General features: G+C 59.2%; 14 protein-coding genes. 7 read left to right on the top strand and 7 right to left on the bottom strand.

All coding sequences use genetic code 11. The features are described 5' to 3' along the window. The first annotated feature begins 27 nt into the window (after positions 1–27). The 6 genes from AB6N07_RS16530 to AB6N07_RS16505 all read left to right on the top strand — a co-directional run bounded on the left by AB6N07_RS16530 (position 28) and on the right by AB6N07_RS16505 (position 7142). A complete protein-coding gene (locus AB6N07_RS16530; protein WP_370678263.1) occupies positions 28–1275 on the top strand; it encodes an ABC transporter substrate-binding protein in 1248 nt (415 codons plus the stop codon). Between the two features lie 138 nt (positions 1276–1413). Next, a complete protein-coding gene (locus tag AB6N07_RS16525) occupies positions 1414–2658 on the top strand; it encodes an ABC transporter substrate-binding protein (RefSeq protein ID WP_370674167.1) in 1245 nt (414 codons plus the stop codon). 81 nt (positions 2659–2739) lie between these two features. Beyond that, positions 2740–3639, top strand: coding sequence for a carbohydrate ABC transporter permease (locus AB6N07_RS16520; protein ID WP_370674166.1), 900 nt, complete (start codon positions 2740–2742; stop codon positions 3637–3639). Continuing rightward, on the top strand, positions 3636–4499 hold the full coding sequence (locus AB6N07_RS16515; RefSeq protein WP_370674165.1) for a carbohydrate ABC transporter permease: 864 nt from the start codon (positions 3636–3638) through the stop codon (positions 4497–4499). The genes AB6N07_RS16520 and AB6N07_RS16515 overlap by 4 nt, the downstream gene beginning before the upstream one ends. Before the next feature lie 24 nt (positions 4500–4523). Next, positions 4524–6038 (top strand): DUF5060 domain-containing protein, encoded by a 1515-nt coding sequence (locus AB6N07_RS16510; protein ID WP_370674164.1) that lies wholly within the window; start codon positions 4524–4526, stop codon positions 6036–6038. Between the two features lie 21 nt (positions 6039–6059). After that, positions 6060–7142, top strand: coding sequence for an ABC transporter ATP-binding protein (locus tag AB6N07_RS16505; protein ID WP_370674163.1), 1083 nt, complete (start codon positions 6060–6062; stop codon positions 7140–7142). Between the two features lie 115 nt (positions 7143–7257). On the opposite strand, the gene AB6N07_RS16500 is transcribed toward AB6N07_RS16505, so the two are convergent. The 6 genes from AB6N07_RS16500 to AB6N07_RS16475 form a co-directional block, all read right to left on the bottom strand. Beyond that, positions 7258–7488, bottom strand: a complete 231-nt coding sequence (locus AB6N07_RS16500) for a hypothetical protein (protein WP_370674162.1) — start codon at positions 7486–7488, stop codon at positions 7258–7260. Positions 7489–7586: 98 nt separating this feature from the next. Further along, a complete protein-coding gene (locus AB6N07_RS16495; protein ID WP_370674161.1) occupies positions 7587–8291 on the bottom strand; it encodes a TfuA-like protein in 705 nt (234 codons plus the stop codon). Next, positions 8288–9451 carry a YcaO-like family protein gene (locus AB6N07_RS16490; RefSeq protein ID WP_370678262.1) on the bottom strand — a complete coding sequence of 388 codons (1164 nt, stop codon included), beginning with the start codon at positions 9449–9451 and terminating at the stop codon, positions 8288–8290. Before AB6N07_RS16490 ends, AB6N07_RS16495 begins: the two co-directional genes overlap by 4 nt. 55 nt (positions 9452–9506) lie before the next feature. Further along, positions 9507–9767, bottom strand: coding sequence for a hypothetical protein (locus AB6N07_RS16485; protein ID WP_370674160.1), 261 nt, complete (start codon positions 9765–9767; stop codon positions 9507–9509). A 27-nt stretch (positions 9768–9794) separates the two neighbouring features. Beyond that, on the bottom strand, positions 9795–11447 hold the full coding sequence (locus AB6N07_RS16480; protein WP_370674159.1) for a BTAD domain-containing putative transcriptional regulator: 1653 nt from the start codon (positions 11445–11447) through the stop codon (positions 9795–9797). Between the two features lie 350 nt (positions 11448–11797). Next, positions 11798–12244 (bottom strand): helix-turn-helix domain-containing protein, encoded by a 447-nt coding sequence (locus AB6N07_RS16475; RefSeq protein ID WP_370674158.1) that lies wholly within the window; start codon positions 12242–12244, stop codon positions 11798–11800. 340 nt (positions 12245–12584) lie between these two features. On the opposite strand from AB6N07_RS16475, the gene AB6N07_RS16470 reads away from it, so the two are divergent. Continuing rightward, positions 12585–14147 carry an FGGY-family carbohydrate kinase gene (locus AB6N07_RS16470; RefSeq protein WP_370674157.1) on the top strand — a complete coding sequence of 521 codons (1563 nt, stop codon included), beginning with the start codon at positions 12585–12587 and terminating at the stop codon, positions 14145–14147. Positions 14148–14156: 9 nt separating this feature from the next. Here AB6N07_RS16470 and AB6N07_RS16465 read toward each other — a convergent pair whose 3' ends face one another. Then, on the bottom strand, positions 14157–15065 hold the full coding sequence (locus tag AB6N07_RS16465) for a helix-turn-helix domain-containing protein (RefSeq protein WP_370674156.1): 909 nt from the start codon (positions 15063–15065) through the stop codon (positions 14157–14159). Positions 15066–15198: the final 133 nt, after the last annotated feature.

Below are 15198 nucleotides of genomic sequence, written 5' to 3'. Positions count from 1 at the left end.
GTCGCGCTAGAAACGACTGGGAGGAAAATCATGACATTAACTTCTGCTGCCTCGCGCGCCGCGCTCGCCGGCGGTCTGCTATTGGCCGGGACTTGCCTGTCCTCGGCCGAGGAATTGACGCTTTGGACATTGAACTTCAGCTCGGAAGCGTCGAACGAAGCGTTCAACAAGATTACCTCCGGCTTCGAAGCCGCCAATCCCGGCGTTAAGGTGACTGTCGTCACCCGTGGCACCGACGACCACAAGACCGCGATCCGCGTTGCCGCCGGCACCGACAAGGGGCCGGACATTTATTTCATGTGGGCGGGCCTCGGCCTCGGCGGCGAATATGTGAAGGCGGGTCTCAGCCTGCCGCTCGACAAGTATTATGCGGAATATAAATGGGACGACGAACTGGTCCCCGCCGCGGCTTCTTTCTCGCGTATCTACGAGGGCGGCCGCCACGGCGTGCCATTCACCTTCAAGGGCGAGGCGCTCTACTATAACAAGGCGCTGTTCGAAAAGGCCGGCATTACCGGCACGCCTGCCAACTATGACGAACTCGTTGCCGACGCGGAAAAGCTGAAGGCAGCCGGCATCCCTGCGATCACCTTCGGCGGCACGGTCAACTGGCACGTCATGCGGCTGATGGACGTGATCCTCGAGTCAAAGTGCGGCGCTGAAAAGCATGACGCACTGATGAACATGGCGGTCGACTGGACCAAGGAAGCCTGCGCGAAGGACTCTTTCACCGAGCTCGACAAGTGGGCGAAGAATTACATCCTGTCGCCCTTCATGGGGATCGATCAGGCTCAATCGTTCAACCTGTTCGTCGCAGGTCGGGCGGCGATGATGTTGGAGGGCGACTGGCTGGTGCAGCAGCTTGCCGAGGCCACCGACCTCAACGGTTACGACCTGTTCCCGTTTCCGACGGGGACCAACCGGCTCTATGGGTTTGCCGAATATCATTATGTGAGCTCAAAGAGCAAGAGTCCGGATCTCGCCGCGAAGTTCCTCGACTACTTCAACTCCACTGAAGTACAGCAGAGCGTGCTCGGAAAATTCAGCACTTCGTCCATCAATAAGCACGTTGTCTATAAAGATCTGCGTCCGATGGACAAGAAATGGCTCGATATTTTCAACACCTATGACAAAGTTTACATGAACGGCGACCAAGCCTTCCCGCTTGACGTGACCACGGAATATTTCCGCGTCATCAATGAAGTGGCCAGCGGCAACATGGCGCCGACCGATGCGGCCTCCGCCATGCAGACCTTCATCCACAACAAGGGCTGACCTCTCCTCCTGAAGCCCTATGCGGCCGACCGCCTCCCCCCGGCCGGCCGCATTTTTTCCATCGCGCCAAGTGAGGGCGACCTGCCCTCGCCTGCCTGTCAGTGATCGAACCGCTTTTGAATCGACGGGAGGAAAGCCATGAATAAAATTGCTAGCGTATCCCGCGCGGCCATCGCCGCCGCTCTGCTTCTGACCGGAACGAGCCTGTCGGCGGCTGAAAACATCACGCTCTGGACGCTGAATTTCAGTTCCGAGGCCGCCAATAAAGCCTTCAACGCAGCGGTCGACGGCTTTAAAGCGGCCAACCCCGGCGCCGAGGTGACGGTCGTCACCCGAGGCACGGATGATCACAAGACCGCCATCCGCGTCGCCGCCGGCACCGACAAGGGGCCGGATATCTACATGATGTGGGCCGGTCTCGGCCTCGGGGGTGAATATGTGAAGGCTGGCCTCAGCCTGCCGCTCGACAAGTATTACGCGGAATACAAATGGGACGACGAGTTGGTGTCGGCATCCGGCTCCTTCTCGCGAATGTATCCGGGCGGCCGCCATGGCGTGCCTTTGTCCCTCTCCGGCGAAGCGCTCTATTACAACAAGGCATTGTTCGCGAAGGCAGGCATCACCTCGCTCCCTGCCAACTACGACGAACTGGTGGCTGACGCCGAGAAGCTGAAGGCAGCCGGCATCCCGGCGATCGCCTTCGGCGGCACGGTCAACTGGCACCTCATGCGCCTGATGGACGTTATTCTTGAGGCCAAGTGCGGTGCCGAAAAGCATGATGCGCTGACGGCGATGACCCTGAAGTGGACGGAAGAGGCCTGCGTCACCCAGTCTTTCAGCGAACTTCAAAGGTGGAGCAAAGATTACATCCTGTCGCCCTTCATGGGCATCAACGATTCCCAAGCGTTCAACCTGTTCCTGGCCAATCGCGCTGCCATGATGCTGGAAGGCGACTGGCTTGTGCAGCAGCTCTCCGAGGCCGGCAAGCTCGATGAAGTCGACCTGTTTCCGTTCCCAACGGGCACCGGCCGCCTCTACGGCTTTGCCAACTATTATTACGTGAGTTCTAAGAGCAAGAACCCGGATCTCGCGGCGAAATTCCTCGACTATCTGCTCTCCACGCCCATCCAGCAGAGTTTGCTCGGGGCTTCCAGTACGACTTCTGTGAATAAGAATGTCGCATATGGAGAAGTGCATCCAATGGTGAAGAAATGGATCGACCTATTCAATACCTATGACAAGGTTTATTTGAATGGTGACCAGGCATTCCCACTCGATGTGACCACAGAATACTTCAGGGTGATCAATGAAGTGGGCACCGGCAACATGACGCCCGCCGATGCCGCCGCTGCGATGCAGACCTTCATCTCCAACAAGGGCTGACTGGCCGCTCTGAAATCCGAGTGGCCGGCCTATCAAGAGGCCGGCCATATCCTGTCGCCGCCAAAGGCAAGGAGGCGTTCAATGGCCGAACGCGTCAATCTGTCCGATACCCGTATCCAGGCTGCGATGCTGCTGGGGCCGGCCCTCGTTATCTACTGTGTGTTCGCCATATTTCCGATGCTCGACGTGATCTGGCTGAGTTTCTTCAAGTGGAACGGTCTCGATCCGGTCAAAACCTACGTCGGTGCGGCCAACTATGTCGACGTCTTCACCAAGGACCCTGTGTTCTGGGTGGCATTTCGAAACACGTTGATTTGGACCACGCTGTCAGTCGCCATTCCGCCGATGATAGGCCTCGCTCTGGCGCTCGGCCTCAACCAGCCGATCTTTGGCCGTAACAGCCTGCGCGCCATCTATTACCTGCCGGTGATCATCGCCCCGATCGCCGTCGCCACCATGTGGCGCTGGATGTACGATCCTTTCTTCGGCCTGTTCGGTCAGATCCTGACCTCGCTTGGCCTGCAAGCCTTCGTACCGGACTGGCTCGGCAACCGCGACATCGCCCTCTATTCGGCTTTTGGCGCCTATGTCTGGCAGTCGGTCGGTTTTTCGATGGTGCTGTTTCTTGCCGGCCTGCAGGGCGTCGACAAGTCGCTGGTCGAAGCGGCGCGCATTGATGGGGCCGGCCGCTGGGCGGTGTTCCGCTACGTGACGCTGCCGGCGCTGCGCACCACTCTGACCATCGTGCTCGTCCTCTCCATCATTTCGTCCCTGAAGGCCTTCGACATTGTTTACGGCCTCACCGGCGGCGGTCCCGCTCAATCGACCCAAATGCTGGCGCTCTGGGCCTTCACCCAGTCGATGCAGATCTTCGACTTCGGCCGTGGCAGTGCCATCTCGGTCGTGCTGCTCGGTGTGACGCTCGCCGTCGTCATTCCCTACATGCGCTGGAGTCAGAAGCGCGAGGAGGCCGCGGAATGAGCGTTTCCGTTGAAACTGCCGCGGCCGACCGGCCGCCGCGCGACTGGGTGCTGATCGGCCTCTGGATCTCGCTCTTGCTGGTCGCCGCTATCTGGATCGCCCCCTTCGTCTTCATCGTCTTCACATCGCTGAAGTCGACAGCGCAGGTGATGACGTCGAGCGCTTTCGCACCGCCGACCGATCCCCAGTTTTCCAATTTCACCTCGGCTTGGGCGCGTGGCCGCTTCAGCACCACTTTCGTCAACTCGGCGATCATCACCGTCGTCAAGGTGCCGCTTGGCTTGTTCCTGTCGGCCATGGCCGCTTATGCCCTAGCCAAAATCCCCATGCGCTTCGGCAAGTTGATCCTGCTGCTGGTGCTGTTTGGAACAATGATCCCCTTCCAGGTGATGTTGGCACCGATCTTCACGCTGGTGAACGGTATCGGACTGATCGACACCTACCCCGGCGTCATCCTGCCCTATCTCGCCTTCGGCATCCCCTATCAGGTGTTCGTCCTCTACGGCTTCTTCCGGGCTATCCCGAAGGAACTCAGCGAAGCGGCGCGCATCGACGGCGCCTCTCACTTCACCACCTTCCGGCGGATATTCCTGCCGGTGACGCTCCCGGTGCTGGCGGCGCTGTTCATCCTCGACTTCGTTGCCACCTGGAACGAATTCGCCATGGCGCTGGTGCTCCTGCAAGACCGGGACATGTGGACGCTTCCGCTCGGCCTGTCGGCTTTCCAAGGGCAGTTCTCGCGCGATTACGGCCAGCTCAACGCCGCCATCGTCATGACCGTGCTGCCGGCCACCATCGTCTACTTGATCTTCCAGCGTTATTTCGTTTCCGGACTGACATCCGGCGCCGTCAAGGGCTGAAGCCTCAACCAGGATAACCAGAATATGTCCAAGCAGAGCGTATCCAAGTGGGATCTCTTTGAGGCCAGCTTTACCGGCCCCGAAACCGGCAACCCCTATCTCGACACCGGCTTCGAAGCGTTCTTCAAGCAAAACAGCCGCGTCGTCCGCGTACCCGGCTTTTATGATGGCGCCGGTGTCTACAAAGTCCGCTTCATGCCCGACAATGAGGGCGAATGGACTTACACGACCATTTCCAACGTCGCCGAACTCGATGGGCAGACAGGCGCCTTCAGCGTCAAGGTACCGGCAGCGGGCAGCCATGGTCCGGTCCACGTTGCCAACCAGTTCCACTTTGCCTATGCCGACGGAACGCCTTATCTGCCTTTCGGAACAACGAGCTACGCCTGGACGCATCAGCCGTTGGAACTGCAGGCAGAGACGTTGAAATCGCTCGCCGGCGCCCGTTTCAACAAGATCCGTATGGCTGTGTTCCCGAAAGACTATCCGTTCAACGTCAACGAGCCCTTGTTTGACATCTTCGAACGCGATGACGAAGGCGAGCTCGATTTCGACCGCCCGAACCCCGCTGCGTTCCGCCATTTCGAGACTCAAGTGGCCGCGCTTAGCGCTCTCGGAATCGAGGCGGATATCATCATATTCCACCCCTACGACCGCTGGGGTTATTGTGAGATGTCAGCGGCGCAGGACTATCGCTTCGTCGCCTATCTCACGGCGCGCCTCGCGGCCTTCCGGAATGTCTGGTGGTCCTTGGCTAACGAGTACGATTTCCTGCTCAACTCCAAGCCCATGGCCCAATGGGATCGCTATTTCCAGATCATCGAGGAAAACGATCCCTACCGGCATCTCAAGTCGATCCACAACGGCGACGTCAAGGCCAACTACGACCATCGTAAACCCTGGGTCAGCCACGTCTGCATCCAGAACTGGGACGTCAAGCGCACCCAGGAATGGCGCGATGCCTACGGCAAGCCGGTCGTCAACGACGAGCCTGAATATGAGGGTAATATCCTTCTATCCTGGGGCAATATCTCGGCCGAGGAACTGGTTCATCGCTATTGGATCACGCTTCTGCGCGGCGGCTATGCCGGCCATGGCGAAACGTTCATGCATCCTGAGGATATCCTCTGGTGGGCCAAGGGCGGCGTATTGCGTGGCGAGGCCTGGAAACGGATCGGGTTCCTGCGCGATCTCCTCGAGCAGGACGTGAAGAAAGGTCTCACGCCGCTTGCACCCTCCGACAACTGGCCGTGGAGTCGAGTCTCCGGTGCCAGCGATGGGGATGTCGTCTACATCTACCTCGGCGAACATCAGCCGGCGATCTGGGCGCCTGGGCTGCCGACCGAACCCGGCGACTACGATGTGGACGTCATCGATACGTGGAACATGACGATCAGCCCGGCCAAGCTCGTCGACGCGCCGGCCAATCATCCGACCCGGCACGGGGCGCAGGTGCGCCCACGGCGTCCGGATGCGGCGTTTGCCATCGAACTGCCCGGCAAACCCCATCTTGCCATCCGCGTTCGCAGGCGTCGTTGATAAAATCGGGGAGGAAGCAAAGTGGCCAGTGTCACAATCAGCAATGTGCGCAAGAACTACGGCGCGGTCCCCGTCATCCATGGCGTTGACATCGCCATCCGCCACGGGGAATTCGTCGTGCTCGTCGGCCCGTCGGGCTGCGGAAAGTCGACGCTTCTGCGCATGATAGCCGGCTTGGAGAACATCTCCGCCGGCACCATCGCCATCGACGATAAGGTGGTCAATCATCTGGAGCCGAAGGACAGGGACATCGCCATGGTGTTCCAGAACTACGCGCTCTACCCACAAATGACCGTCGCTCAGAACATGAGCTTCGCGCTGGAACTCGCCAAGGCCGACAAGGCAACGATTCGAAAGAAGGTGAGCGAGGCGGCCGCCATCCTTGGCCTTGAGCCGTTGCTCGATCGCAAGCCTGCACAGCTTTCCGGTGGACAGCGCCAGCGCGTTGCCATGGGCAGAGCTATCGTCCGCAATCCCAAGGTGTTTCTGTTCGACGAGCCGCTCAGCAATCTCGATGCCAAGCTGCGTGTCGCCATGCGCGCCGAGATCAAGAGCTTGCACCAGCGGCTCGGCACAACCGTCGTTTACGTGACCCACGATCAGATCGAGGCCATGACCATGGCTGACACAATCGTGGTGCTCAACGCCGGCCATATCGAACAGATCGGCACGCCCCTCGAACTCTACGATCGGCCCGTCAACCGCTTCGTCGCCGGTTTCATCGGTTCGCCGGCCATGAACTTCGTCGTCGGCATCCTCGAGGCCGATCAGGCCGGTCTGAAGGTTGCGTCCGGCGCGGTCGTTGCCATCGGCCCCTACCCGGCTGAATTTGCAGGGCGAGAGGTGGAGTTCGGCATCCGTCCGGAACACATCCAGGTGTCCGATAACGGCGGTGTTGAAGCCCATGTCGACGTGGTCGAACCGACTGGGTCGGAGACGCACATCGTGGTCGATGCCGCCGGCAATAAACTGGTCGCCCTGGTCCGCCGACGTATTCCGATTGCTGTCGGAGACCGGCTCTCAATCGCCTTCGAGGAAGGACAAGGTCACCTGTTCGATGCCAAGAGCGGCCAAAGGCTCAGCCTGGACGCACCTCGCGGGTAAAGACGACGTCATTCCAAGGCGTCGCCTCGGGCCCTAAAACACGCTTGAGCGCCGGGAACACAGGTTCCCAGCGCTCAAAGCCAGCCAGCTCCAGCACTCTGCCGAAGCGGATTCGTCAGTGAAGTTCGCCGATCACCGCTTCTGCGTTCGGAGCCATGATGGAGGTGTCGAAACCGGCTTTTTCCATCTCGTCGATGACCGCCGCCAGCGCGAGGTCGAGGCAATAGGACGTGAACTCGGCATTCAACGTCTTGGACGTTTGGCGCGCATAGATGATCAACCGCGCGAGGGCCGCGAACTCCTCCGAATCGGCCACAATGGCCTTGTCGATGGTTCTATCCAGCATCTCGATCCCCTTCATTGCCTACAAAGCACACGTTACCTGGGGACCTAACCAAGTGTGCCGTGACAGAGCCGTTATAAATTGGAAACGGCGGACTACCACTAGGTAGCAAGCGTCTGGAAATAGGACGTATGCGAGAAGTCCCAAGCCGGGGACTGCTTCGATCGGGCGTCGGCTTCGAGCTCCACCGCCTTCAACAGCGCCACCGCATCGATCATTTTCTGGTCAACGCGAAATGTCCGCACCAGTCCACTGATATGCATGCGTTCGTCGGGCGACAGCGCCGCCGCGGCAAGGATCATCCTCCAGGTCCGTTCCTTGTAGAAGATCGACGAAGCCGTTGTGATCAGCGCCTGGGATTGATGCTCGGCAATGAGATCGGCCAGTAGCAGATGGTTGAGCGTGGCTCTCACGTTGACCAGAGGTTCCGACAGCGGCAGATAGGCGAGCTCCTTTGGCGCGTGTAACAGCGCAACCTCGGAGTCGTCCTCCAGTTGGCCGTTGGCATAGGCTTCGTAAATAGCTCCAATTCCGGTCATGCCGAACGCGGCGCATTCGGCTGCCCTCAACGCGCCGATGCTCGCCGCGCCAAACATGCGCACACCACACGACAAGGCATGGAGGATTTCCTTGTGCCAAACCGCCGCCGTCGCTTCGAAATAACCGTCGACGAGACCGATGACGTCGGCACCCTCCTCCACAGCCCGGTATAGGTCACCTTTGGCCGCGGGTGGGCGAAGCGCCGCGCCGGCAGGAGCACGCGCCTCCGCTCCGTGAAGCGATGGACCGATGAATATGACCTTCATCGAAACACCAGAAGACGCGAGAGAGCCCTTGCGCCAAAACGACGCTGTCTGCGCCCATCGGGATGCTCCAAGCCGGACACGATCACCTTTATCACCGAAAAGCGGTCTTCGCCGGGGTTCAGCCGAACTGCGATGATCCGACCGATTCCGCGGTCCCGGAGTCTGTCCAGAACACTCGTCAGCATCGCCTCCACTCCGTCTCCCGGAACGCACAGGTCGGGGGGGATGCGAGCCTGAGGTCGAAGTCGCAATTTACGCAGAAGGAATTCGGACGCTTGGCTCTCGTAGACATCGTCCTCGACGTCGTCGCGTGTGCCGGTAATCAGCGTCAGTCGCGACTGAACGGCTTCGGTGATGGCCCGAAGCGCTGCGCGGTAGGCAACCGGATGCGTGCCGCTCCCCATCGTGATGTCAATATATCGGAGGGATCGACGCGATAACGCGTCGGCGGGTGCGAGCAGAACCGAGAAGGTCGGCACGCCGAGATCGCTGGTCATATCGAAAAGCTGCAGCCTGAACCCGGCCCGTTCTATGCGATCCACCAGCAAGGTCACGACGGCGTCGTTGAGATCGGCGCTTGAAACGCATGTTGCCGCTTGGCGCTCGAAACGCTCAAGGGACCAAAGGGTATCGGCATCGCGCTCGATGCGTTCGAGCAGGCCGTGAAAGATCGCCTCCCGGTCGGTGTTTCCGGAGGCTAGCCCGTCGGACGACTGCCAAAAATGCGAGGAACGGGTAAAATCGAGAAGGACCGCTTCCAAGGGAACCCAGATCGCCTCGCCGCTCGTCAGGTCGTACCCCTCGACCCACTCCAAGCGACAGGCGCGATCCTTGGGGTGGTGACCCGCCGCCACGAGATCGTCGAGAGCATCGCAGAATTTGCCTTTCGCGATCAGCTCTGCAGCCGAGGTCATCCGCGTGGGAAGACTTGGCCGCTCGGCGCACGCCCGTTCAAGCGCTTCCATGACGGCCGACGCCTTGGCGTCAACATCCGAGATGCCTTTGCCTTGGTGAACCGAGAGCGCCCGGGCATTGGGGCGAATGGCATTCCAGACCGGAATGCCGATGCAATCCAGCCCAGTCACCTTTGCAAGACGCGTGACCCCGTGCTCGGCGAGCGCCGACGCCACGCGTACCAAAGTATCCTCCGGACGGCACATGCGGTCCGAATAGGTGTGTGTGCTTGATGCCACTTCTATCGGACCGAACGCGCCCTTACCCGTTGAGACGGCCAGAATAGGCACTCAGGCGACCCGAGAAAGCCTCGCCCTTGCCATCGAAGGCCTCATCGCCGCTGTCGAGCGCCACGGCAAGATCAACACCGGCGACCAGTTTCGCGCCCTTGTCACGGGCGGTCTTGGAAAAATCGAACGGTTCCTTTGCGGAATCCGGCAGGGCTGACACCGTGCCATTTTCAAAATCGACCAACCAATATCCGGACTCGCCGGAGATACCGAGAACTGCCAACTTAGCCATGTTCTTCTCTCCTCAACCACGGGCTCCTTATTTGAAGCCCGCTTTCCGCATGCCGTCTCGAAACATGTCCGTCTTCCATTTCTCGCGGATCGGCACCTTCATCAGCCAATCGTCGATGGTGAAATCAGGATAGATCGCGAGTGTCCGGCGCATCTCTCTCTTGGCGCTTCGTTGGTCGCCAAGCATGGCGTAGGCCGCCGCGGCCAGCCTTCCGGCATTGGCTTGGTCGGCCATCCGGCCGATACAAGCGATGGCCTCACCATATTCCTCTAGAAAGTAATTAGCACCAGCCGCCGTCCACCAATAAAGATCGGGGCATAGCGGGTTGAGTTCGATCGCTCGTTTGATCTTGTCGAGAGCGAGGATCGGATCGGCGGCGTGCACGAGCGTATCAGCATGGTCGGCAAGCAGGTCGGCATGCGACGGAGCCCGGCTTTCAGCCTCGAGAAAGGCTTCCATGCTTTCGAAAAACTGCCCTTGGTAGAGCTTGGCGACGCCCAGCTGATGATAGCCGCCGGCATCGTCGGCCCCAATGCGGATGGCGTCGCGGGCGTGGGCCTCCGCCGAACTTAGCAACTCTTCATCGCCGCGTGCCGTCAGGAGCCACTCAAGGTGTTCCGTTCGCGCCAGACCGGCAATTGCCGAGGCATATTGCGATGCGTCGTGAAGAGCTGCGCGGAAGAATTTTCGGGCCCGACGAATACCGGGCAGATCGGCAACCGAGAGGCTATGTTGTCCGAGCAGAAAGTTCTGATAGGCAGTTGGCTTTGAGATGGTGCGGATCTTCGCCAACTCTTTTCTGGCGATCGAACCTGCCGTCTCCAGCACGATCCGGGCAACAAGCTGATTGTAGGTGTCCGGAAAATCGTCCGGGTGGCCAGGAAATTTCTCGGACCAAACAACCCCATCGCTCGCAACATGGACAAGCGTTGCATAGAGGGCGGTTTCTCCGCCCCGCTCCTGAAGTCGCGTCTCCAAAACGTAGGAAACATCGAACTGCTTCAGAAGATCGGCCTCCTCTCCAGCCATCCCGGCGATCCGCCTGGCGGTATGGGGGGCTACAATCGCCATGGTCGGAATACGACAGAGACCGATGGTGACGTCTTCGATCAGCCCGGAAATGGGCGCCCAATTCCGCTTTTCCTCGGAGCGCCTTGGCGGCAGCAACAGCAAGCGCGGCAATTGGGGGCGCAATGCTGAAGCCGGCTCCGGATGGCGCGCTTGAGCCCACTCTGGGGTTGGCTCCATGGCGGTAACAGCCGCCCGTCCCTCATCGTTGAACAGCAGTCGGGCAAAGCCAAGCATGTCCTCGGACGGCCGAGTATTGAGTTCGGACCAGAGCTGCTGCTTGTAGCGGTCATAAATGAGCCGGGCCTGGGATAGCCTCCGATCCTTGGCATAGACCCGCATCAGAACCTGATGGGCGACATCGCTGTAAGGGTCCAGCTCGATGAGCCGCGCGGCCGCGGTCTTGATCGACACGCTGTTCTGGCGCGAAAGGGCAGCCGCCGCCTCTTCCAACGCAGTGGCAAATTCGGCCAACCAGAAATCGCGCCGCTCCAGAAGCCAGAGCTGGCCCGTTTCTGACGATGTATCGATATCGGCGAGAAACTGCCCCGATAAGATCTTCAGGAAGATCTCCAGGCGCTCAACAGGCCCCTCCGAGTACCCCCGCTGCATGTCTTCAAAATCAAAACCGATAGCGTCCCGACAAAGAGCAATCTCGGAGGAACGGATATCGAGGATGTTCGCTTTAAGCTCTCGCTGACGTATCCTGATCCTCGACAGCAGCTGACGGAGATTGCCGAGCGCCTTGGCGCCGCCGTCGTTGCCCTCCCCCCAAAGAAAAGACGCCAATTCAGTCCGAGATACTCTTCCAGATGGCCGAAACTCCAAGAAAGCGATTGCAAGCAATCCCTTATCCGGAAAGGCGACCAGCTGGCCGTCGGATCCGATCAATCGCGTCTCGCCGAAGGTCTTCAGTCCAAAGGGCACGTCGTTCCTCGTTTGGTTCGAAAGCCTCCCGAAGTTCAGTTGGAACGAAGGCTTTGAATCTCAGCGCCAACCGTGAAATCGGTGACGGATGTCTGGCCATCGTCGGCGAGCATTTTCACCAAATCGATGATGGATCTTCTGACTCTCGCTCTCCTGATGCGAACGAAAGCCTTATTGAGGGCCATGCCGTCCTGCGTCAGCAGGGTAGTGTCGACGGCGTCCGACAATGGGTCGCCATCAATGTGCGAATGGCCGGCAATGTTCTCGAAAAAGAAGCCTACGGGAACCTCGAAGACATTAGCGATCGTCTGAAGACGGGACGCACTGATGCGACTGGTTCCCTTTTCGTATTTTTGAACCTGCTGGAAAGTAACGCCCAATTGCTCCGCCAGCTTTCCCTGGCTCATGCCGACAAGAAGTCGGCGCATGCGCACGCGCGAACCAACATGAATATCTATTGGGTTAGGCGACTTGACGGTCATTGGAGTCTCCAGCTTGGCGATGGTCGACGAGCGTCGTAACGATCAAGGTAGCTTAGGGAGCAGGCCGAAAGAGCCACACCACAAGTTAGTGTATTTCATGAGGCGTACAAAATAAAGTAGCGAGCGTGCAACGCTGCTCAACGTGAATGCCAGCGCGCATGGTGTTGGCTTGGTGCACAACTTAAGCTCGCATAGGTAAATTCGTCCTAAACTATCTACCAAACTTTGAACCGCTCGATTGCCCCATCGCAGGGGAATGGACTATTATTATCGGTCTGGAGCAGGCGGGCGCTAGAATCCTGCCGCCAAGGGATGAGACGGAAGAGGAGGCCTGGTACCAATGACCGGGGCCGATTGCGTATTGGGCGTGGACCTGGGTACCTCCTCGGTGAAAGCCGTATTGGTGGATCGGGACGGCCGTATCCTCGGACAGGGGCGAGCAGAATATGGCTTCGTCAGTCTTCACAGCCTATGGGCCGAGCAATCGTCTGAAGTATGGCTGCAAGCCTTCATAGAGGCGGTGCGGGAGACTTTGCTGCGCTCAGGCGTCAGTGGCCAAAGCGTCCAGGGAATGGCAGTATCGGCAAATGGCGGAGGAACCGGTATTCCGGTGGATGTCGGCATGCAGCCGATCCGCCCTTGCCTGCTCTGGCTCGACCGTCGCGCCAAGATCGAGAGCGAGCGCGTTCGCCAGGTGATCAGCGAGAAGGATCTCTACGCCATTACCGGTAACGGCGCAGACTCCTACTTCGGCTTTACAAAGATCCTGTGGATCAAAAATCACGAGCCGGAAGTCTGGTCGCGCATCAATTATTTCCTGCCGCCCAACGCCGATATCATTTACCGCCTGACAGGCGAAATTGCCGTCGACCATTCGCAAGCCTGCAACATCGGCGGCGTCTACGACCTCGGCAAACGTGCCTGGTCTGAGGAGATGGCGGATATTCTCGACATCCCTCCCTACTTCTTTCCGGAGCGGCTGGTCGGCTCGCAGGAGGTGGTCGGGCGGTTGCACAAAGCCGGCGCGCGCATGCTGGGTCTCTCCGAAGGATTGCCGGTCTGTGCCGGCGGTGTCGACGCGGCGGTTGCCACGCTTCGGGCCGGGGTGGTGCGCGAGGGGCAGCACGCCGCCATGCTGAGTTCGTCGACCTGCTGGGGGTTCATCCACGCCAGTGCCGATCGCTTTCCCGGGCTTGTGTCGATGCCATATGTGATCGATAGCGAGACACTCACTTATTCCTACGGTGGTTCAGCGACATCAGGTTCGGTGGTCCAATGGTTCCGAGACAATTTTGCCGACAATGAACGGCTGGTCGAGTCTTTGACCAGCGGAGGCAAGCGCCGCATTTCGGCCTTTGACCTCCTGGATGAGCACGCCTCAACCATCCAACCAGGCTCCAACGGCCTGATGGTACTTCCCTATTTCATGGGCGAGCGAAGCCCGATTTGGGATGTGGACGCCCGTGGCACCATCACCGGCTTGACGCTTAACCACACCAAGTCTCACCTCTATCGAGCCATTTTGGAAAGCGTTGCCTACGCGCTGAAGAACAACATCGAATACGGCAGCGCCGCCTTTCAGGGGCTCGAAGAGCAATTGACCGTCGTCGGCGACGTGTCGAAATCCGATCTCTGGATCGAAATCATCACCAATGTTACCGGACGGCCGGTGCGGGTGTTGCCCAACAGCGGCAAGGCGGCCTATGGCGCGGCGGTGATCGCCGCTTACGGCATAGGAATGATCGACCGCCAGCAGATGGGGGACTGGCTGAGTGTCCGCCAACAGGCAAGAGTGCTGATGCCGGACGCCACAGCCAACGCCGTCTACGAGCGTAGCTTTGAGACATTCAAACGGCTCTACGAGCACATGAGATCCTATTTTCCAACCGCCACCGAAAGTTGACGCTTCGCCTCAAGCCGCGGCGAAGCCTTCGAGCGGGAACTCGTACTCCTGCGCTTCTTGCGACTTGCGGCGGAATTCGCTGGGCGTGACGCCAATTACCTGCCGGAACAGACGATTGTAATTGGAGACATTGTTGAATCCCACAAGATAACAGATCTCCTGTATGGAGCGCGCTGTGGAAAACAGATACTCGCAGGACTTATTGATTCTCGTCTTGATGACGTAACGGCGAAAGCCGATGCCTGTGCACTCGATGAACCAGCGCGAAAACATCTTGTAACTCATACCGACCAGGTCGGCCGCTGCCTCCATCGAGACGTCTTGTTCGATATGCTCGTGGATATAATCGACCACCTTGTTGAAACGCCGGAGCGAAACGGTTCGCATATCGATGAAATAGCGCGACGTTCCGAGCACCGTCTTGCGGCGGCATTGCTTCAGTTCGTCGATGATCCGCATGAACGAGATGAGCCGCTCCAGAGGCTCCTGGGTATCGATACCGTTCATCAGGCCGTAGACCGATCGCTGCGTTTCGCCGCCGTATTCGACGCCGAACACCGCTTCGTCGAAGGCCGGTCGAAGCAGGCGCAACTCGGTCAGCACGTTGGCACTGGCCTCGATCCACTCTTTGCGGAACTGCAAGATGAGGTCGCGCTCGGGAACCGCCGCGCCACTCCGCGCGTCGCTGACAAAATTGTGCGGCGTGTAGGGACCTATCAAAAACAGGCTGCCGGGCCGGAAATTCAGCACATTGTCGCCAATGAACAGCTTGCCGCTGGTCCTGACGATCTGGTGCAACTCGTATTCCGGATGAAAGTGCCATTTGTCGCTGTCACCAGGCCACCCGCAGCGTTGAAAGCGGAAGGAATTTCCGAGGTTGTTGTCGTTCACCTCGAGCGATGGCTTCATCTCCGGCATCGTTCGTTCCTCCTCCGTCGCCGGCCGTTCGCAGCTCAACTGCCTCAATGATCTGAACCAGACGACACCATTGTCAAGACGACCGTCGGCATCTGGTTGCCACTCATACCTATGGCTAACCGGCCCGCCAAAT

Origin of the sequence: Pleomorphomonas sp. PLEO (assembly GCF_041320595.1) — a bacterium.
Taxonomy (GTDB): domain Bacteria; phylum Pseudomonadota; class Alphaproteobacteria; order Rhizobiales; family Pleomorphomonadaceae; genus Pleomorphomonas.
Note: the sequence above shows the minus strand (reverse complement) of the source record. Positions and strands in the feature narration are given on the sequence as shown.